Origin of the sequence: Sphingobacterium kyonggiense, from assembly GCF_039536825.1 — a bacterium.
Taxonomy (GTDB): domain Bacteria; phylum Bacteroidota; class Bacteroidia; order Sphingobacteriales; family Sphingobacteriaceae; genus Sphingobacterium; species Sphingobacterium kyonggiense.
Window position 1 is genome coordinate 166,750 of sequence record NZ_BAAAZI010000009.1, and the last position, 21,546, is coordinate 188,295.

At 31.5% G+C, this 21,546-nt stretch carries 20 protein-coding genes; 4 read left to right on the top strand and 16 right to left on the bottom strand.

Features of this window, described 5'->3' with window-relative positions:
• Positions 1–10 precede the first annotated feature (10 nt).
• From ABD676_RS11445 to ABD676_RS11495, 11 genes are read right to left on the bottom strand one after another with little or no spacing between them, the layout of a single operon-like run.
• Positions 11–1,003: a glycosyltransferase family 2 protein gene (locus ABD676_RS11445; protein ID WP_344674818.1), complete on the bottom strand. Its 993-nt coding sequence runs from the start codon at positions 1,001–1,003 to the stop codon at positions 11–13.
• An 11-nt stretch (positions 1,004–1,014) separates the two neighbouring features.
• The gene (gmd, locus tag ABD676_RS11450; RefSeq protein ID WP_344674819.1) at positions 1,015–2,076 is read right to left on the bottom strand and encodes a GDP-mannose 4,6-dehydratase; all 1,062 of its coding nucleotides are present in this window, start codon (positions 2,074–2,076) and stop codon (positions 1,015–1,017) included.
• Between the two features lie 37 nt (positions 2,077–2,113).
• The gene (locus tag ABD676_RS11455; protein WP_344674820.1) at positions 2,114–3,028 is read right to left on the bottom strand and encodes a glycosyltransferase family 2 protein; all 915 of its coding nucleotides are present in this window, start codon (positions 3,026–3,028) and stop codon (positions 2,114–2,116) included.
• Positions 2,992–3,969, bottom strand: a complete 978-nt coding sequence (locus tag ABD676_RS11460) for a glycosyltransferase family 2 protein (RefSeq protein WP_344674821.1) — start codon at positions 3,967–3,969, stop codon at positions 2,992–2,994. The genes ABD676_RS11455 and ABD676_RS11460 overlap by 37 nt, the downstream gene beginning before the upstream one ends.
• Before the next feature lie 4 nt (positions 3,970–3,973).
• Positions 3,974–4,888, bottom strand: coding sequence for a glycosyltransferase family 8 protein (locus ABD676_RS11465; RefSeq protein ID WP_344674822.1), 915 nt, complete (start codon positions 4,886–4,888; stop codon positions 3,974–3,976).
• A 4-nt stretch (positions 4,889–4,892) separates the two neighbouring features.
• Positions 4,893–5,870 (bottom strand): glycosyltransferase family 2 protein, encoded by a 978-nt coding sequence (locus ABD676_RS11470; RefSeq protein WP_344674823.1) that lies wholly within the window; start codon positions 5,868–5,870, stop codon positions 4,893–4,895.
• A gap of 1 nt (position 5,871) precedes the next feature.
• A complete protein-coding gene (locus tag ABD676_RS11475) occupies positions 5,872–6,762 on the bottom strand; it encodes a polysaccharide pyruvyl transferase family protein (protein WP_344674824.1) in 891 nt (296 codons plus the stop codon).
• Between the two features lies 1 nt (position 6,763).
• Positions 6,764–8,281, bottom strand: coding sequence for an MATE family efflux transporter (locus ABD676_RS11480; RefSeq protein WP_344674825.1), 1,518 nt, complete (start codon positions 8,279–8,281; stop codon positions 6,764–6,766).
• Entirely contained in the window at positions 8,278–9,285 is a 1,008-nt protein-coding gene (locus tag ABD676_RS11485) for an acyltransferase family protein (RefSeq protein WP_344674826.1), read from the bottom strand. The genes ABD676_RS11480 and ABD676_RS11485 overlap by 4 nt, the downstream gene beginning before the upstream one ends.
• 2 nt (positions 9,286–9,287) lie before the next feature.
• Positions 9,288–10,247, bottom strand: a complete 960-nt coding sequence (locus ABD676_RS11490) for an NAD-dependent epimerase/dehydratase family protein (protein ID WP_344674827.1) — start codon at positions 10,245–10,247, stop codon at positions 9,288–9,290.
• Positions 10,248–10,255: 8 nt separating this feature from the next.
• Positions 10,256–11,449 (bottom strand): MraY family glycosyltransferase, encoded by a 1,194-nt coding sequence (locus tag ABD676_RS11495; protein WP_344674828.1) that lies wholly within the window; start codon positions 11,447–11,449, stop codon positions 10,256–10,258.
• 655 nt (positions 11,450–12,104) lie between these two features.
• Between ABD676_RS11495 and ABD676_RS11500 the strand changes: the two genes are divergently transcribed.
• On the top strand, positions 12,105–13,157 hold the full coding sequence (locus tag ABD676_RS11500) for an acyltransferase family protein (protein ID WP_344674829.1): 1,053 nt from the start codon (positions 12,105–12,107) through the stop codon (positions 13,155–13,157).
• Positions 13,158–13,872: 715 nt separating this feature from the next.
• On the opposite strand, the gene ABD676_RS11505 is transcribed toward ABD676_RS11500, so the two are convergent.
• Together ABD676_RS11505 and ABD676_RS11510 are read right to left on the bottom strand one after the other, a co-directional pair.
• The gene (locus tag ABD676_RS11505) at positions 13,873–15,537 is read right to left on the bottom strand and encodes an ABC1 kinase family protein (protein WP_344674830.1); all 1,665 of its coding nucleotides are present in this window, start codon (positions 15,535–15,537) and stop codon (positions 13,873–13,875) included.
• Between the two features lie 123 nt (positions 15,538–15,660).
• Positions 15,661–16,320 carry a suppressor of fused domain protein gene (locus ABD676_RS11510; RefSeq protein ID WP_344674831.1) on the bottom strand — a complete coding sequence of 220 codons (660 nt, stop codon included), beginning with the start codon at positions 16,318–16,320 and terminating at the stop codon, positions 15,661–15,663.
• 124 nt (positions 16,321–16,444) lie between these two features.
• Between ABD676_RS11510 and ABD676_RS11515 the strand changes: the two genes are divergently transcribed.
• On the top strand, positions 16,445–17,068 hold the full coding sequence (locus ABD676_RS11515) for a hypothetical protein (protein ID WP_344674832.1): 624 nt from the start codon (positions 16,445–16,447) through the stop codon (positions 17,066–17,068).
• Between the two features lie 27 nt (positions 17,069–17,095).
• Here ABD676_RS11515 and ABD676_RS11520 read toward each other — a convergent pair whose 3' ends face one another.
• Positions 17,096–17,593, bottom strand: a complete 498-nt coding sequence (locus ABD676_RS11520) for a DUF305 domain-containing protein (RefSeq protein ID WP_344674833.1) — start codon at positions 17,591–17,593, stop codon at positions 17,096–17,098.
• 247 nt (positions 17,594–17,840) lie between these two features.
• On the opposite strand from ABD676_RS11520, the gene ABD676_RS11525 reads away from it, so the two are divergent.
• Positions 17,841–18,431, top strand: coding sequence for a YceI family protein (locus ABD676_RS11525; RefSeq protein WP_344674834.1), 591 nt, complete (start codon positions 17,841–17,843; stop codon positions 18,429–18,431).
• A gap of 243 nt (positions 18,432–18,674) precedes the next feature.
• Here the strand turns inward: ABD676_RS11525 and ABD676_RS11530 are convergent, their stop codons facing one another.
• Together ABD676_RS11530 and ABD676_RS11535 are read right to left on the bottom strand one after the other, a co-directional pair.
• Positions 18,675–19,532: an aminotransferase class IV gene (locus ABD676_RS11530; protein ID WP_344674835.1), complete on the bottom strand. Its 858-nt coding sequence runs from the start codon at positions 19,530–19,532 to the stop codon at positions 18,675–18,677.
• A 1-nt stretch (position 19,533) separates the two neighbouring features.
• Positions 19,534–20,568 (bottom strand): RluA family pseudouridine synthase, encoded by a 1,035-nt coding sequence (locus ABD676_RS11535; protein ID WP_344674836.1) that lies wholly within the window; start codon positions 20,566–20,568, stop codon positions 19,534–19,536.
• 64 nt (positions 20,569–20,632) lie between these two features.
• Between ABD676_RS11535 and ABD676_RS11540 the strand changes: the two genes are divergently transcribed.
• A complete protein-coding gene (locus ABD676_RS11540; protein WP_344674837.1) occupies positions 20,633–21,526 on the top strand; it encodes a 1-aminocyclopropane-1-carboxylate deaminase/D-cysteine desulfhydrase in 894 nt (297 codons plus the stop codon).
• The last annotated feature ends 20 nt before the right edge of the window (positions 21,527–21,546 follow it).

A 21,546-nucleotide genomic window follows, 5' to 3' on the forward strand; every position in this document is an offset into this window, starting at 1 on the left:
CGCATAGCATTTAACGATAAATCAAACCATAAACTATCCGAATAACCAAATAATAATAGCCTTTAATCAGCCAATATTGTTTTCTCATAGCGGCCTTTTGTATGAATCTGGTCCGGAAATTAAAACTAGGATTTTTATCTATAAATTTATTTGACTCTGGATACCATTCATTCCATCGTTTATAAGATACAATATCTGAACTAATCAAAAATGGCAGCTTAATGTTCAATTTAAAGAATTCCATATCCTCCAAAAGTTTATCTCCAAAACGATCCTTTAAATATGATAGGGTTTGATTGACATTAAACCTTATTTGTTCGAAATGTTTATCACTATGTTTTTTTGTAAAAGCGTCATTATTCAATTGAACATAATGATAAAGTGCCATTGGAAGATAACTAACCTTTTTTGTTACTGCACTTAATCTAATCATGGTCATATCTTCCCCCATACCATAACCATCAGGAAATCTGATGTCATGATCTAAATATAGATCTCGTTTCACCAACTTATTCCAAACATTATATTTTACTTTGCCAGACAACATTAACTTAATTAGCTCTAGGCCATCCAAATCAACTATTCCAGGGTCTTGGGTCATATAACGTTCATTATTTTTAAAAGACAAGTACCAATCACAGAAAACCAGATCAGCCTGCTCTTCTTGCGCTTTATTCCATAACAGCTCCAAAGCATTTGTCTCTAACCAATCATCCCCATCGCAATGAAAAATATAATCTCCATTTGCCAAAGATAATCCTGTATTACGTGCTGAAGGAAGTCCTTTGTTTTGTTCATGTCGAACAATCTGCACATGTGGCTTACGAGCAGGAAAATCTTCCAATACTTCTTTAACAATATTACTACTCTCGTCAGGAGAACAATCATCCACAAAAATAAACTCTACATGCTGCAGCGTTTGAGAAAACAATTGTCTGGCACATTGACCAACAAATGCTTGCACTTTAAACATGGGAATAATGACCGAAACGGAATAGTTCATATTGTCATTAGTTATTTTAATAATGCCAAATCGGATTGGACCATTTCTCTAATTAAACCCATTAAATCATATTTAGGTTTCCAACCCAAAACTGTTTCTGATTTTGTAGGATCACCTATCAAAAGATCTACTTCAGTAGGACGGTAATATTGTGGATCAACTCGAACCACCACCTGATCGATCGGAAGTTGATAAGCAGCATCATGACAGGCTTTAATTATGGCATATTCTCCATCATCTGCACCTTCAAACGCCAATTCAATTCCAGCTTCCAAAAAAGCCAATCGAACAAATTCACGTACCGAAGTTGTCTTTCCGGTTGCTATGACATAGTCATCTGCGATATCTTGTTGTAGAATTCGCCACATGGCTTCTACATAATCCTTGGCATGGCCCCAGTCGCGTTGTGCATTTAAATTACCTAAGTACAAGCATTCCTGTTTTCCTAAGGCAATTGCTGCCACGGCCATACTTATCTTTCGGGTAACAAATGTTTCCCCACGTCTTGGTGATTCATGATTGAACAGAATACCATTGCAGGCATACATATTATAAGCTTCCCGATAATTCTTGGTGATCCAAAAACCATAAATTTTAGCCACTCCATAAGGTGAACGCGGATAAAAAGGCGTTGTTTCCTTTTGCGGAACTTCTTGTACCAATCCATACAATTCTGAAGTGGAAGCTTGATAAATGCGCGTCTTTTTCTCCAAGCCTAAAATCCGAACGGCTTCTAAAATCCGAAGGGTTCCTATCCCATCTACATTGGCTACATATTCTGGGGAATCAAATGACACCTTCACATGTGACATGGCACCTAAATTATAGATCTCATCGGGTTGAACTTCCTGAATTATCCGAATGATATTGGTAGAATCAGTCAAATCACCATAATGAAGCTTGAAATTAACATGCTCCTCATGTTGGTCGACATATAAATGGTCTATACGGTGCGTATTAAAGGAAGACGCTCGACGCTTAATACCGTGTACCATATAACCCTTTTCCAATAGCAATTCGGCTAAATATGATCCATCCTGTCCTGTGACCCCTGTAATTAATGCTGTTTTCATTGATGATGAAGTAAATAATATTATTATTTGTGAATATTTATTTTCTTAATTGTCTATATATAAAGAATGACAAGTTTGGAAATAAGGCTTTGAAATAACCAGCAATTAGAACTGGAATATACCTGTAAGGAAAACATCTTCTTTGAAATATTAAGGTATTTTTGAGGTTATAACCCAATGGAGATTTTAAATACTTAAACCGTTCTTTCATTGATAAACTTTTAAAATCTGACCCATAATTTTCTTTATGATCATTTTCGCAAATACCTACATAATCTCGAAGAATAAAAACGGGATAACCATGTTTGTGGGCTAGATAAGAATAATCATGATCACCACCGCTATGAATGTAGCCTTCATAAAATACGCCTTCTGTCTTAACGACATCATTGGATACATATGTAATATTGCCATGAGCTGCTTCACAAGCTTGAAACTCCCCATTAGGAATAACAAACTCATCTTTCAATGTCCATTTATTTATAAAATTGAAGCCTCCATAACTGATATTAGTTTTGCTTAAGTTATAAGTAGAGCCAACATATATTCCTCCTTTACCAAATTGAGATTTTGAATATTTATCAGCAGCTATTAATTCTTCCCATAGATTTGGTAAAATAATACTATCATTATTTAACCATAAATATCCGTCAAAATCCCCTTCTTTTACCGCCTCCCGCCATGAATTAATCATTCCTCCATTCCAAAATAATTGTCCACTACCTGGGAGAATTTCAATATCTAAATCAGGAAAAGAAGTTAATACTTTTTCTTTCGTACCATCTGTACTACCATCATCAGTCAAAAAAACTTTTATATGTACATCCTTAGAGTTTTTTAAAGAATATCTTAAACTTGTAAAACAAGCCAATGTTTTTTCGACCCTGTTAAATACAGTAATTAGAATTGCAATGTTCATTGTGGTTTCAAATTTTTCTTCACCAATATCCAAAGTCTAATAAAAGTCCAAAGTTTTTTTGTTGACAAAAATCCAAGTAACCGTAAATGTAGTGGTAAGGATTTATAACTAAGAATATAAGGGTTTGTTTCAGGGTAAATAGTTAACCATTTTCTAAAATTCTTTATATCACATGTGAATAATAAAGTTTGTTTTGCAGCTAACTTCAAATATATAAGCTCGGTGGTAAAGCGTGCGTCTTTTTGTTTCTTTAAAAAAGATTCTATTTGTGAAATATTAGAAAAAATGGAAGTCAATTTTTTAGAATTAACTTCTCTACCTAGCGAACTTATGTTTTCTTGATTATAATGATAAAATGAAGAATTTAAATAACTTATTTTATTAGAAAAATAAAATAAATAAAAATTTGTATATAAATCCTCCCACATATCATTTCCATTTGGGAAATTAATGTCATTATCTATAAACAAAGATTTTTTATATAATTTATTCCAAATCGCTCCATGTACTTCTTCTTTAAACATAAGTTTAATGAATTCTTCCGAATTTGATGTTTTTTGCTGAACACTTAAAACATTCTTATTAGCATAAGAAAAGTAAAAGTTGGTATAAACAATTTCTGCCTTATCAGAAACTATTTTTGAAACCATTTCAGAAATTGCTGTAGGTTCCATCCAGTCATCACTGTCACAATGATAGATATATGTACCATTAGCAAATGATAGACCTGTATTTCGAGCAGCAGCTAAGCCTTTATTATGTTCATGATTAATAATTCTTACTTGATCTTTTCGGTTCGGAAATTCATTGATAACATTTAATAATTTTTCAATACTATTATCAGGAGTACAATCATTTACAAAAATAAATTCCAGGTCACAGTATGTTTGCTTGAAAAGTGATGATATACATTTTGAAATATATTGTGATACATTGTAAATAGGGACAATTATTGATACTAAACAAGGTTTCATCTGCTTATCGAACAAAAAAATATCTTAATAATATTTTGATTCTTTTTATTAGTGGGAGATTATCTAGTTCAACCAATTTATTATGATAGAATTCAAAATAAAATGTTTGGTCAAAATAAATTGATTTTCGGTAATATTCCCACCAGATATCAAAATTATAGCACCAACTTTTCCATGGCTTAGCTCCATTATAATGGATGGTGCCAAAATTCAGGATGTCATTTACTGTATTAGTATCATAATATTCCTGATCATGATTACTTACGATTTCATTTACCGTTCCAACTACTCCAAACCAAGGTGGTAATAATTTAATTCGCTCTTTGCAAACTAAATTAAGAACATCTTGATCTTGGTATTTCCATTCCTTTTCAGCTTCTTTTTTAAATTGTGGGACTAATTGGTCTTCCAACATTTTTTTAGAATTCATTAAAATAGTTCCGGAACAAATATATCCTGAGGGATTCATTTTAATATTTTTCTGTACATAAGTTTCTAAGTCAGTATATGGAGTGGCAACACCTGCGACATAAAAATTGTCTAAGTTGGTTTCGTGATATATTTTCGATAAATCTGATCGAAAAATGATATCGACATCGAAATAAAATACCTTTTCATATTCTTTGATAACTTCAGGTATTAACAGACGATAATAAGCTGCTTTGGTTATACCTCTAATTTCAAATGCATTATCAAAGGAATTTCCGATGTTTCGATAATGAATTTTAAAATTCGAATAAACCTCATGTAATCTTTCCAAATGATTACTACTTGGAAAACTACTGCGATAATCATGAAGAATAAAAATATCATAAAAAGTATCTTTATTGGCATGTAATAATAACGAATTTAAACAAATACCAGCTGGCATTAAAAGGTTATCATCAAAACAAAAAACTATAGGTATAATAGTACTCATAATATTATTTAAAACTTGTCTTCAAAAAAATCCAAAATTTTATCAATGGCCATATTCCTATTGTACTTGCAATACCAAGAAATTTATGGCGAAACCCAATATTACTCTTCATGATTTTCCAATTGACATCCGGAAATATTGATTTCCAATTTTTAAAATCAATAATCCTAGTGGAAAACAATAGTTTATGTTTGGACCATAATTTAAAATTATTGATAGTTGAATCAGAAATCCAATGAATATTATTTTCGAAAATAAAATTCAATATATCCTTATTGTTATTTATCTCTTCATAAATCCTCTCTACTTTAGGATCTCGAGTTAATGCACCAGGACTGGTCTGAACATAATAGTATTTATTTTCAGGAACATGATGTATTGTTTTTGAAAAAAACAAAAATTTAAACAGGAATGCCCTGTCTTCTCCCATATTTTCTCCAGCCAAAAATTTTAAATCATGCTTTTTGATAATATCATGTTTCATTAACTTATTCCATAGCATACCTTGTATCTCCCCTGATAGTAATTTATTTAAATATTCCCTTATGTCCGTAGGGAAGTTTTGAGGTTTTCTTTCTGACCTATCAGAAAAAACCAGATCAAAATCACACCATGTCATATCATGTTTTACAATTCCTCCAAATGGATAAAGGCTTTGAAACATATCAAACTCTATATAATCATCTGCGTCAAGCCAACCAATATATTCTCCTTCGGCTAATTTCAACCCACTATTTCGTGCTGATGCAGATCCTAAATTAGTAGTATGTCTATGGATTTTGAACTTTTTATTTGGATGCAAGGATATCAAATCAATAATTTTTTCATAACTGCCATCTATGCTGGCGTCATCTATAAAAATAAACTCAATACTATCTAAGCTTTGGTTAATTAATCCAGAAAAGCATCTATCTAAATATTTATTCGCATTATATACAGGAATAATTACACTAATTAAGAATTTATAGTTATCTAGAGACATATTAATTATTTATTTCTTCCAAATAATTGGAATAATCATTTTTTAATGTAAATGGATAGCTTTTAAGCAAGTCTTTTTGAATTTTTAACAAAGAATTTTGAATTAAGCTAATATTTTTGTTTTTATAAAAAAAATCTTCTATAGTATCTAAACTCTTTAGAATAAGATCAAAATTTTCAAATCCATCATATTCTTTTATATCAACAGAACTGAAATAATCCTTAAACTTAAAACCATCCGTATCGATATAACCTTTTTTTATCCAAATAGCAGGGATATTATAAGCATGTGCTACTATGAGCCCGTGTAAAGAGCTAGACAGAATATATTCGCATTCATTTATTTTTTCAATGGTCTTTTCAATTTTGTCGGTTCTAAAATCTATTACTGAATATTTAGTACCATACTCATTAATAAAGAAATCCACTTCTTTCCAGTGGGGAATAATTCCAATTTTTTTTGTCTTTAAAATATTATTTTTAAAAACAATTGGTAGTAATAATGCTGGATCACCAAAAACTTCAGGGCATTCCCAACCTGCTTTTTTTAATTTAGAATAAGTATATCTACCTCGAACTGCATAAATTTTCCCACCCCAAAACGATTCATGATCATTCATAAATCCAGCTCCCCAAACTTTTGTGTTAAAATTTGACCATCTGACAATAGACCCTATGCAAATAAAAGTCTTTTGCCAAGGCATAATTACCTCTTTTGCTTTGATAAAATCAAGTTTCAAAATAGAACTTATATATTCTAAATATCTTTTTTTACGGGAAGCTTCGAATTTTTTATATTGAATTTCACATGGTGTTAATTTGTCAATTAACCATGGATTCAATAAATCCCCAAAGTTCTTCTCATTCCAATAAATAAGATTTATTTTTTTCATTTTAGTTTCTGTTCAGGATAGGGATTTTATTTAGTAAAAAGATGCGTTCCTCCTTAGTTGTTCCAAATAAATATGTAGAAAAAATACAACTAACTAATGAAACGCTGCATATAGTGATTAATTTAATAATTGAATTTTCAAAAAGATATTGTGATATCCAAGTGAATGGTGCTGTGATTAACAACACATAAAAACATGGTGTAATTATATTGTTGAAATAAGATTTAAATGATAATTTTATCATGTCTTTTAATAAATAAACTCTAAAGAATTGTCCGATTATTACAAATACCAAATGGATTAGATAAACGGTTTCAGGTGGATATCCAAATTTTAAAAAGACGTAACTCGTTGGTAAAATAAGTAAAAGTATAGTACCTAAAATAGATTGATATAATTTGATTTTACCAGTAGCTTTGGCTGCAAAAACCAATGGGTTTGCTAAGCTGTCTAATAAAGAAATACCTAACATAAATCTAATAAATGAAACAGTATGGACTGGTATATTTCCTAACCAAATTTTCAATAAATATTCTGTTTCAATAAAAAGTGGGATGGTTATAATTAACAATAAATAAAATGAAAACTTGGAACTTGAGAAAATTAGTTTATGCATAAATTTCAAATCATTTGTTGCATAGCTTTTCGTGATTTGAGGGTTAAGAGCCGTTTGAAAGCCTCCAACAAGCCTCATTACCATTCCCTGGACTTGTACAGTGATTCCCCTCGCAGCATTTACTGTAGTTCCAAAAAAGATATTTAATAATATATTCACACCTTGTGTATAAAGTAATACTGCCCCATCACCAAAAAGGCTCCAACCTGCAAAATTTAATAATTTATTAAATTGGTTCTTATCATACTTAGGTGTAATTCTAGATTCTGGAATATTAAATAAACAATAAAAAACGTACAAACTTTGAATAATAATTTGAGATATTAATAATAACATCCCATAACCTTTAAGTTTGTCATATGGAAGAATTTCAATAAGAAAAACTATGATTAATTTTAATATAGAATCGATTATTGAAAATACAGCAAAAATAGACATTTTTTCATGTGCAATTATTGCTGAACCATAGGGGACAAATGCAATATTAATAAATAAAGATGCAAGCATAGTATAAAAGACAAATTCAGCTGCATCTATTCTATTTATATCAATTTGCATTTGATTCTTTATAAACCAAGGACCAAAACCAATTGAAATAATAACGATTAAAATTGCTATAAACAAATGGATTGATAAACTATTTGAAAAAATTGACCTTAATTCTTTTTCATTACCTTTTCCAATTTCAAATGTTAAAAAACGACTTGTAGATGAAGTCATTGCAGAATTTATGATACCAAACATGGTGACTACACCAGCAACAACATTAAATAATCCAAAATCATTAACACCTAATACATTAAGAATAACTCTAGAAGTATATAGTCCAATTATTACTCCAATTATCATCTGAACATATAAAAACATAGTGTTTTTAAAAATTCTATTTGATGAACTCATCATGGAAAAATATAGTTAAGAATCCGAAAATTAGCCCAATTTTTAATCACTATAACACTTGATATTAGTGTTAAAGAAATTACAAGGATATATATAACTGGATTAGAAATAATATAAGTTGATGAAATGTTAAGAATAATAAAGTAAAACAGCATGTGAGTCAAGAAAATTACGGAACTACTTTTCCGAAGGTTATTTGAAAATATCATATTACCTAACTTGACTTTAAGTGCTACTTGAAACACAAAAAATGCAATTAAACCACTTATGGGAAGAAAAAATAAATCATTAATTACGATTTCAAAAACTAATGATGATAATATGAGACTTACTGAAATTGCTAACGGAATATAAATTTTTTTTTCCATAATTAACATTCCTAGTAATAAATATAGAAATCCAAAAACTATGCGTAAACCACCAAAATGTGAATAAAGAATTTCATTAACTTTTTCAATAAAAAATATAGATGAATATGTAGAAAGTAACGATGAAAATATTGTAATTATTGAAATTAAAACAAAGATTACTAACAAAGCCCATTTTAACCTTTCTTTTATTAATAACAATAGTCCAAAATAAACTAAAGTTAATAGATACCATAATGGCCAAGAGAAATAATTATCTCCTTTTATTAAAATATTTTTTATTATCTGACCTATTCCTCTTGTGTTTAGTTCATTGTTTATCCATAATCCATATAATGACAGTGGAAAATATATTAATGACCAAATTAAATACAGTTTTAATGAGGATTTAAGAAACCCATAATAGATTTTTTTGGATGTATTACCTCTTCTTTCTATTTTCATCTCGAGCAGGTAACCTGTTGTGATGAAAAAAAATGGAACTGCTGTATTTAAAATAGTTTGAAATAAGGAATTAAATAAACTTGTTGTGTCTATTGTAGGTATCACGTGTATTGCCACTACTAGGAATGCCATAACAAACTTAAATAGATCAAGTCCATTAAAATTTACATTGTTATTAATTCCTTGTATAGACATTCCTATTTACCAAACTCAGCTTTTAACATTCTTCTTAATCCCTCTTCCATACTAAATGGAGGAATAAAACCGGAATTCATAGCCTTTTTAGAATCATATTTTGTCACAGCACAGAATTTCTTTACCCTTACAGAACTAATAGATAACTTCTTTCTGCTAATAAAAGCCAATACATCAAATCCGTATCCGCCCATCATCCCTAACCAATAAGGAATATGTGTAGTTGGAATACTCTTGCCTAAGATCTCTCCTGTATGATAAACTAAGTCATTGGTCGTAAAATCTGGCTTATCGACATAATTAAACACCTGATAGCCTGAAGTACGGTCCTCGATTAAGAACTTAAGGAAAGCAACAATATTACCGATATAGGACATAGATTTTTGATTCTTGCCATTTCCAATCATCATAAATTTACCGGAAGCAATTTGATTTAGCAAATTGAAAACATTCCCCCTATTACCTTCACCAAATATTACTGTTGGTCGAACAATATTAATATTCCAATCCTCATGGCTTTTATACCATTCTTGCAATACTTGTTCGGCTTCCCATTTACTTTTTCCATAATGATTAAAAGGATCTGCAGGGAAACTTTCATCTGGATTATCTTTATCCAGGCCATAGACCGCGACTGAACTCGTGAAGATGATACGGGTAATATGATTACTTTCCATCGCTTCCAAGGTGTTACGCATCCCTTGAACATTGACGTCGTAATAAGCAGAAATAGGACTTACATCATCTCGGTGTTCTGCTGCTAATAATATAACCAAATCCGTTCCTGATAATTGTTTGCTTAGGAGATCTTTATCGAGAACATTTCCAATTTGACTAATCTGGGGATATGGAGTACTTGGAGCCTTATCAATATTTAGAAGTTCATATGCCGATTCATCTTGTAAACGTTCAATCAGTTTTGTTCCGACAAAACCAGAACCTCCAATAATGGAAATTTTCATGTGTAAAATTAATAGTTGTATTTGTTGACAAGTGGAAGAGAGACCTTCTTCTCTACCAGGTTAGTCTTATTATTAGGCACTTCAACAATTTCCTTTTTAGCTAGTTTTACTTTTTTCTGTTTCACAACAAAGTTAAAAATTAATGTAAAACTTATCCATAACAACAGGTCTAGTAGGACAACTACATTATTACTGATGTATTGTACCATAATCACATTGAATATACAAAAAAACAATGATAGACCAACTATAGATAACATCGCCGATTTATGTGAGATTCCGGAACGCAAAAGTTTATGATGTATATGACTACGATCAGCTTTAAAAAGTGGCTGTTTATTAAACCAACGTACAATGATTACACGGATGACATCAAAAACAGGGACAATTAATGTTGAAAATGCAACTACTATTGCACCTTCTGAAAAAGGTTTGATATGGTCATTGTGCATGGCAAAACTAATGGTAAGAAAGGCCATGGTGTATCCTAGGGTCATACTACCGGTGTCACCCATAAAGATTCTACGTCTTCGCTTGGATTGACCAAATACATTGTAGTAAAAGAATGAGATCAAGATACCTGTGGTAATAAAGGCTAAAAGTGCATGAATCCAAGCTTCGTAGTAAGCAAATAAACCACCAAGGACCAAGCAGCCCACGGCTACCAATCCAGAACAAAGTCCGTCCAAGCCATCAATCAAATTAATGGCATTTATAATCAAAACAACGGCAAATACCGTTAAAGGCATGCCTACCCATGCTGGAAGATCCACCAAAAATAAAATCCCGTATAAATCATTAATCCAAAGGCCTCCCAACGGAAATAGACAGGCAACCATAATTTGAGCAACAAATTTCCATTTATAACTTACGCCAATTAAATCGTCTGCAATGCCAATAATATATAACATCACCATTCCACAGATAAGCATGATAAACATGGGAAATACGTCGTTGGTATGAATATTAAGGTTTACAAAGTTTATTTTATAAACTATAATGACGGTTATTGCTAAAAGCACACATTGTATAGGAACAAATGCTACCCCTCCTAACCTTGGAATAATACTTTGGTGTAATTTTCTGGCATCAACCGGGTCAAATAACCTTTTCTTATACGTAATAAGCATAATGTATGGGATAATTACCTTTCCAAGGTAAATAGCAAGTAGAAAAGGAATTAATAGGATTAAGTATTCCATAATTTTTGCTTATTCGTTTTAGTATTGTTTACTCATTATAAAAGAATGCATTAAATATTCTGTTCGCATTTTTAGATAATTCTTCACTTCAACGCTACTATTTTGAACAAAGGTAAAACATTATTCCACCTTGAATATGTACTTTAACTCGGAATAGGCTTCTATTTGTTTTTTTGTAGTAAATGGTTTACAGCTACTTTAACCCATATTTAAAGATGGATTTTCCTTTAAACTGCAGTTAATATTTGGATAATTTAGGGAATTATTAAAATATTTACTTATTCCATTGAAAATGGATGAAATTGATGTCCTGAAATTTTAAATCAAATTATCAAAGGGAAGGTAATATTCAAGTGTAATACTTACTCTTTTAAACACGGAATGGTTTTAATAAAAAATATTTAATATTAATAGGTGAATTTGATCAATTATACTTAAATGGTAGTTTTTTTAAAAACATGAATTGAATGAAAACATTAAATTAAATTAAACAAAATCTTATTTGATTCTTTCTTGATGGTAGTAATTGAGTAATTAAAATTTAACTTTAAGCCATTACACAAAAATTTCCTGTTGTATTTCTAATTTCTTATTTGCAAAATTGCATTTTTAATATATAAAAAATTTATTTAGCTGAATTAATTAACGTAAAATTATGAGACTACCATATCTGGAAGGATTAAGAGGATATATGGCAATTTGGGTTGTTTTTATTCATGCTATTGCATTTACACCATTTTATTTTGAAGGTTTTTTTACAAATGGCAAACTTCCTGTAATAGTTTTTATTTTATTGAGTGGATTTGTTACCCATATATTATTAACAAAGGAAGAAAGTTACAAATTTTATTTAAAACGAAGAGCATTAAGATTATTTCCAATTTATATTGTTGCTTTTATTATTAGTCTATCTATGATTAATATTTCGTTTAATATACTTTCAAATTTATCTTTTTCAAATCCAATAAATGCTAACCGCCTTAATTTATTGGATCAATCTTTAAATAGTAATTTATTCCTTAATATAATTAGTCATCTAACTCTTACACATGGATTATTTCCAAATGAAAAATTTCCATTTTCGTACACAATAATGGGCCAATCTTGGTCACTAACTCTTGAATGGCAATTTTATATAATTATACCGCTTTTATATAAATTGATTCAAAGTCCAATAGATAAATTTAAGTTATTAGTTTTTGGAATTACTTATTGTAGCTTATTTCTAATTGCTTTAAGATATATGAACCAGATTTCATTTTTACCGAATATGTTTCACTTTTTTTTAATAGGATTTTTTTCTTATCCTCTATATAAAAGATATGTTAAAAAAGGTTCAAATCATTTATTTATATTTTTATTTTTTGCGACAATATTCGTATCATTAATTAGCTATCATTATTTAATCGTTATGTTACTTTGGTGTATAGTATTATGGATGCAAAAAAGCAATAATAAAATTGGAGATTTATTTTTCAATAATAAACTGTCATTATATTTAGGAAAAATATCCTATTCAATTTATTGTGTACATATAATTGTTTTAATAATATTAATGTTTTTTACCCAAAGGTGTTCTTTAACAGATGCCAAATTGAATACAACAATAATAGTAGTTGGAGGAATTTTTATTTCTATTTTAGTTTCAATTTTCACATACAAATATATCGAGGAACCATTTATTAGATGGGGGAAAAAAAACAAATAATAAATTAAATTAAAGAGGTGATTTCATGTAATAATGAACTCACAACTATGGTGATAATTTGGATTATTTTTAGTTGGTATAAATGAAGATTAAAATTTCAAAAAAAATTCTGAATCAATTTTGTACTTATTAATGCATCAAATTCACTTTAACTTAATATCAAATTGTAACCTAATACTATCTTTACAAACACTAATAAGAAGTTGGATTTTTATTAAGTAATTGAAACATTTCAATTTATATTTCACCTGAATAAGTCATTCTTTTTATGAGACACTCTTATCAGACAATAATACCAATTACCTAATAAAATCTATTATAATTTATTTATCCTTTTAACTCCCTCTCTTTTCCTTTGTTTTTCACTACGCAAGACATGGAGTTTCCATGTTATTGCAAAAGGTTTTTTAGTGGTTTTCTAGGGGTTTGATTCGACACTTCTTCGGATCTCCTTCGGAACTTGTTCGGAACTCCTTCGGATCTCGTTCGGTTAGAAGCGAACGAGATCCGAACAAGATCCCTATCAGATCCTTAGAAATTCCCTAGGGTTCTCGATGCAAAATCATACTTAATAAGTACTCATAATGAGTTAAAACAGAATCATAATGTTTTTAAATAAGTGTGATGTAGAAAGTATGTGCAAAAGGTTTATTTAGCAACTATGCATTCTCTGAGTTTCACCATCAAAGTTTATTTACCAAGTCCAGAATTAATTTTACTTACTCTTATACAAATGGTTTAACAGCATAAAGCATATTATAAAGCTCATGATGAAACCGAACCAAGAAAGGACTGGTATACCCCCAATTAAATATCCAACGCGCCCATGCGCAAGGATACTGGCTCCTACGCCAAAGGTCATAGCTAATATGGATAATAGGAACTTGTTACCCATTCGGTGGAGGATCAATTGCAGATTATCAAAGTCCTGCATTTTATGATTAAGCATCACCTTATCATTTTTTACTTTCTCTAATAAATCCAGTAAATCCTCAGGTACTTCGGTTAAAACATCTTTGGCGAATTTTGCCTTTTCTTTTAATTGGGCAATCAGGTATTCCGGAGATAGTTTTTGGGCTGCTATCTTTTTCGCAAATGGTGCAATACTTTCAGGGACATTCAATTCAGCATCAATCTGTCTACCTGTTCCTTCTAAAATGGAAACTCCACGCAATAAGATGTAAACAAAATCAGGAAGAAGGATATGATTACTTTGCAAGACGATATTCAACTTATTGAGCATAACAGAGATATCAATATCATCTAAAGCATTTTGTTTAATCATTTCAAAGATTTCGTAGGCGTCTCTTTCCAGACGTCTTTCATCTTCAATATGGTGAACTATGGCTAATTTTTTAATGTTCTTTATTAAACCCTTGGCATCATTGGCTAAAAAATCCAATACCATGGCTTCAATAATATTCCGATCTTCAGGAATCATAAAACCCATAGATCCAAAATCAATAAATACCACCTGCCCTTTCTGGTTTACAAATACATTTCCCGGGTGCGGATCGGCATGGAAAAAGCCATGCATAAGAACCTGTTCTAAATACAGGTCTAATAGATTCTGTAAAACGGACTTTGGATATAGCCCATATTGTTTTAATCCCGCTTCATCATTGACCTTTACCCCATCAATAAATTCCATACAGATTAGGGTATCAGTACTGTATTTACGGTAGACCTTAGGCACATGAACTTCCTTATTATCAGCAAAATTCCTTCTGAATCTTTCGATATTATTAAGTTCATTTGTAAAAGATAATTCATTCAGCAATGAGCTTTCAAAGGAAAGAACAATCTGATAAAGGTTCATTTTATAGATGACCTCATATTTACGTTGCAATAGTTTGACGAGATCTTTAATAAAATCTAAATCAGCCCGAATTGCCTCATCAATTTGGCTTCTTTTGACTTTAAATACGACTTCCTTACCATCTAATAATACAGCTTTATATACCTGAGCAATTGATGCCGATGCAATTGGAACTGGATCAATAGATAAGAAATGATCCTCAAATCGTATTTCTAAATCATTCTCTATACGAATTCTTATATCAATGGATTCAGCAGGTACCTCATCCTGTAACTTAATAAGCTCTTCTTGCAGATCTTCTGGAATAATGTCCGGTCTGTTACTTAGCAATTGCCCTAACTTGATAAATGTTGGACCTAATTCTTCAATCGCTAAGCGAATGCGCACATTGAAATCGTCTTCAAATATCTTACGGGCATGATTATTCCAAAATAAAAAGCTATCAGGTAATATTCGGTCTAGATTAGATCGAGAAATAATTTCATCAAAACCATGTTTAGAAAGAATCTTTAGAATTTGTCCTACGCGTTTGATTTTCTGAAATCCATTAATGTGCATCATAAACAAGATAATTTAAAGCTCCTGTTTTAAAAGAACCCATTAAAAATAACAAAATTTGCTCCGAAAAGATTTAGCCAAGTGGTAGTACTCTAAAATATTACTCCTTTTGGACAATTAATTCGATTATGATTTACGAGTAAGGTCAGTAAGCAATAAAGGATTGTTAACCTTCATATCCTCAATAAAACTAGCTACCTGATTTTGTGAGGGTGCTTCCATTAAGGAATCTAGTTCTTTTTGAGTGATTCCGACTAATTGAATAAAAGAAACTTCTCCATGAGCAGTTTGGATTTTACCTAATTCAGGATCGAGAGCACAAACAAAGCCAACAATATCGGTTTCCGTATTCAATCGAATGGGACCTTTTGCTGGGATAAATTGGTTTTCTTCGAACCAACGGCCACTGTTATAAACATATCTCGCTAAATTATTGAATACCTGCATTGCCCAAAATGGATCTTTATCATCTTCGGCAAAGGGTACGAGTCGGAAGGTAAATTCAAAGCCCCATTTAGAAAATTCTTCATTCACTGAATCTGGAGAATAGTATAATTGACTCATTCCATAAGTTACTAAGTGGTAATGAGCAGGTTGGCCTGGATGGTCATAAACACTAATTCCGTCAATGGGATCAGTTCCACCTGCGACATAATGAATACCACAAAGTGGTCCATAATGCCTTGGTTCTAATTCTGGATAAATGCGTTTTAAATTTTCATCAATTGCCATCCATCCTACTGCATCATCAGCATGATATAATTTCTCGTATTCTTCTTTAGTCATATTCCATGTGTTTTTATTAAAACGTTCAAGATGAAGCTTTAGTGCTAGGTGTTCTTAAAATACTAAACATTTTTGTTTTATTTAATTGGAAGAAATCATATACTTGTTTTACAATTTTTAAGCTATGATATCACAACAATTAGCTTCAGCCTTAGGTAGAAAGGATGAACAACCCAACATAGATTTGGCAATTGCCATTGTCGATAAAAATGATCATCAGGCTGTTGCAGCATTAATTGAACTAATTCATGGTAAGAACAAAGATTATCAAAATGATAGCATAAAAGTTCTTTATGAAATAGGTGAAAGAAATCCTAACCTGATCGCCGAATACATTCCACCATTTATTACCGGATTAAGCAGCAAAAATAATCGTTTACAATGGGGATCCATGGCAGCTTTAAGGTCTTTAATTAACAGCTATGAAGCCGAACTTTATGCTGAATTAGAGAATCTTCAGGACGCTGCTAATAAAGGATCCGTGATAACCAAGGATAATTTTATAGGCATATTAGTTGGTTTAATGGGAAATCATGATTATCATGATAAAGCATTTGATTATTTAATTAAACAGATGGAAACTTGTCCAACCAACCAGTTACCTATGTATGCTGAAATGGCGCTTTCAAAGATAAACCAATCAACAAAGGATGTGTTTATTGATACTTTAAACGCTAGATTAGGTGAAATCGAGAAAGAAAGTAAAATGAAACGAGTATTAAAGGTTATTCAGAAATTGAATAAGTAATAATTATAGTTCGATAAATCTGACATCCTAATTCTTTTTGTCCTTCAATTCCTGAAGTTTTCGCTTCATAAATTCTATTTCTCTTTTTTGGGTTTCCAGAATATCCTGTTGTAATTTTATAATTTGCGGATCTTTCAGAATAGCTTCCTCAGACATTAATACGGCAGCAGAATGGTGTGGAATCATTCCTTTTAAATATTCTGAATCGCCAATATTCATTTGCTTGCGTATCCCCACCCATGAAAATGCCGCAACAATGATCGTTAGAATCACAATACTTAAATTCCAAACCTTCTTTTGATACATCTTTAGCATAAATCCTAATTCAATAAGAATCATAGCACATACCATAAGTAATGTCATATAAAGATTGTTCGTGTGAAAATAAAAATCACCCATTTTATCAATCATAGCATACATTAAAAAATACATGGCTACAAACATGATAATCATCATGTATAGAAAATTTCTATAAGGGTTTTCATGTTGTTTATGTGGTTTGTTGTGTTGCTGATGATGTTCCATAGTTTTATCCTCCAAATTTTATGTTTTAGTATCTAATGAACAATTCCTATTGGAAAACGATTTAATATTCTTTGAAAACCCTAATTAGTTAAGTTTAAATTACAGAATGGGATTAATTATTTAAAAAACTTGTATCTAAACTAGAATTTTAGAACATTTTAAAATTTTGTATTTCTTATCATAGATCAATGCCAATAAAAAATAAATAATGGAAATTTGTCTTAAGTAAAATTAAAAGAGCAGAATTATGAAAAAACTATTAAGCTTAGTAATTGGATTTATATTCTTATCCAATTTAAGTATTGCACAGGAAACTTGGTCTGTAGACGCGGCTCATAGTAATGTACGCTTCGAAATTGGTCACATGGGTTTATCATTTATTGATGGTCAGTTTAAAAAGATCACTGGAAACATCGAAACTAAAGATGCTACTAATTTTGATGGTGCAGTAATCAACTTTGATATCGATGTTCAATCCATCGATACACGAATTGAAGCAAGAGATAATCATTTAAGAAGTGATGATTTTTTCTCAGCTGAGAAATTCCCTAAGATAACATTCAAGAATGCTGTTCTTAAAAAGGAAAACGGCAACAACTACAGTCTTACAGGTGATTTAACCATGAAAGACGTAACGAAAAAAGTAACTTTTAAAGTTGTTCAAAACGGAAGTGTTGTAACTGATCAAAAAGGAAGATCCAAAGCAGGCTTTACTGCAAAAACCACAATTAATAGAACCGAATTTAATTTTAAAGCTGCGGATAAATTACCTTCAGGTGCAGAATCTATAGCCTCAAATGTAGATATCACCGTGAATGTTGAAATCAACAAAAAATAATACAGAAGATATTTTCAAACACTAACTGTTAATGAAGAAAGGTCGGCAATAGCTGACCTTTTTTTTAGTTGATAAAATTTTATAGAATATATTCTGTGCGGTTGATGCATGCATCGGACATACATTTTTTAACTGCTAGAAATAACTCACTTTATGTCTAATTACTTAACACTAACAATTCTGTCCGCAGGGCTTCCCTTTCTATCTCATATCTCAAATCTATCGTCTAATAGCGAAGCGGTATCATATCTCCTCCTCGTAACTCCATGATTTTAAACGCTCTTGAAAGATTCTGGATATTTTATTGAAATAACGTTTTTGTTTATAGCCCATCACCCATTGCACACCTTCAACAGCATTCGTGCAAAAGATTTCATCTGCTACTTTTAGGATCTCTGGTTTTATTTCTGCTTCAACGACTTCAATACCTTCAGCTTGCGCTATATCCATAATAACACGACGCATAACGCCTGCAATACATCCCTCTGAAAGAGCTGGGGTATAGAGTACCTTATCGTAATAAACAAAGATATTGGAAGATAAGGCTTCACATAAATTGCCTTGTTGGTTAAGAATCAACACTTCATCAAATGCATATTTTTTACGGTATAGCCCTGCCATCACATAAATTAATGCATTATTGGATTTTATTTTAGACAGTTCCGAATAAGGTTTTTTGTATTCAGTATAAACATCGATAATTAAGCCTAGTTTTTTATCTCGAAGACTTTCTGCCTTTCTTGCAATTTGAATGATATAGCTAGGTTTATTGCTATCTGGACCATAAAGCCCTCCTCCTGAACGAAAAACTATAAACCTTACACGTAAGGTTTGACCCAGCATATTATTTTTACGAGCAAGTTCTTCTATTTTTTGACGAATAAAATAGGTGTCAAATTGTTCAAAGTCTTCAAAATAAAGGATCTTCATGCTTTCTTGTAAGCGTTCAACATGGAAATCCAAAAACCGGATATCTCCATCCTTCCAAAGCATGGTTTCAAATAATCCATCACCATATCGAAACGCTCGGCTATCGGCAGTTAAAATAGACATGTCTTCTGGAACTATAGCTCCATTAAAATTGATATATTGAATTGGCATATTATTGTTCTTGGTTATTCGTGTTATAAGATCTCCATTTCTCTAATGCTAAACGGAAATCTTCCGGCATTGGTACTTCGAAGTGTAAATATTCTTTGGTTTTGGGATGTATAAAGCCTAAAGATTTAGCATGTAATGCTTGTCGGTTTAATAAGGAGAAGCAATTCTCTACAAACTGTTTGTATTTGGCAAACTGAGTTCCTTTTATAATTTTATTGCCACCGTATGATTCATCGCTGAATAAGGGATGACCAATAGATTTCATATGTGCACGAATTTGGTGGGTTCTTCCGGTTTCTAATTGGCATTCAATCAAAGTAACATAACCCAATCGTTCTAAAACCTTATAATGCGTTACAGACCATTTCCCTTTTTCAGGGTCATCATATAAGTCCATAATTCGACGGTCTTTAATATTGCGACCAATATACCCAGTCACCGTTCCATCTTCCTGTATATCGCCCCAAGCTAATGCAACATATTTTCTACTGATCGAATGCTCATAGAACTGTTTGGCCAGAAAAGTCATAGCCCATTCATTCTTTGCAATGACTAATAGACCTGAAGTGTCCTTATCTATTCTGTGGACCAATCCTGGTCGTCCAGTATTTCCAGGTAATGTAGGTAATTGATTGAGGTGAAATGTTAGAGCATTAACTAAAGTACCCGTATAATTATTGAAACCAGGATGAACTACCATACCTGCCTCTTTATTAACCAGTAACACATCATCATCTTCATAGATGATATCTAGAGGAATATCTTCTGGATAGACTTCTGTATCACGAGGTGGATCTGGTAAAACGACGGTGATAACATCAAAGGGTTTTACTTTATAGCTAGCCTTAATTTCCTTCTCATTCACCTTTACTGAACCAGCATCTATAGCATTTTGAATACGATTTCTAGATGTGTTCTCCACACGATTCATTAGGAATTTGTCAATCCGCAATAAGGCTTGGCCCTTATCAGCAACTATTCGTAGATGTTCAAATAGCTCCTGTTCATCTTGCTCATTTTCCAATTGGTCTAACATGCTACAAAAGTAGTATTTTTAAGCTGCTATCAAACTCAATAGACAAAAAAGCTATCTTTAGACCATGGTTTTTAATCTTCCGATATATAGTCCTGAAGAGGAACTGCATGATCCATTATTCATTGAGAAGCAAGTACAGGTCTTTGTGAAGAGAGATGATAAGATACATCCCTTTATTTCAGGTAATAAGTGGCGGAAATTAAAGTATAATTTAAGTTATGCTCATCAACTTGGGAAAACAGATCTAGTTACTTTTGGTGGTGCATGGTCGAACCATATCTTGGCCACTGCGGCGGCGGCAGCACAATTTGGATTTAATTCGATTGGTATTATCCGTGGAGAAGAGGTTAACAATCCTGTTCTGCAAATGGCTCAACTTTTTGGTATGGACCTTCACTTTATAGATAGGCAGCCCTACAAAGACAAGGCACTATATTTCCAAGAAAATTTTGATGGGTCAACGCATTATTTCATAGATGAAGGAGGTCGATCGACATTAGCTGTTAAAGGTTGTAAGGAGATTATTTCGGAGCTGACACAAACCTATTCTCATATTTTAGTGGCTGCAGGTACTGGTACAACAGCTGCCGGATTAGCAGTAGGCATTGAGTCTCAAAAATTAGCCACTAACCTTCTGGTTATTCCTGTATTGAAAAATGCTGATTTTATCCTGGAGGATGTTAAGGAACTTGGTGCCCCTATTGATAAGATAAATTTGTTGACTGAATATCATTTTGGAGGATATGCTAAAACAAAAAAAGAACTAAATGATTTTATTAAAGATTTTGTTGCCAAAAGTGGTATTCTAATAGAGCCTACTTATACAGGGAAGCTGGTTTATGGCATGTTTGATTTGATACATAAAGATTACTATCCTAAAGGAAGTCGGATACTATTCATTCATACAGGTGGATTGACTGGCTTGTTGGGGCATTTGGATAAAATGGATTTCGATTAAAAATCAAATTTAATGGTAAC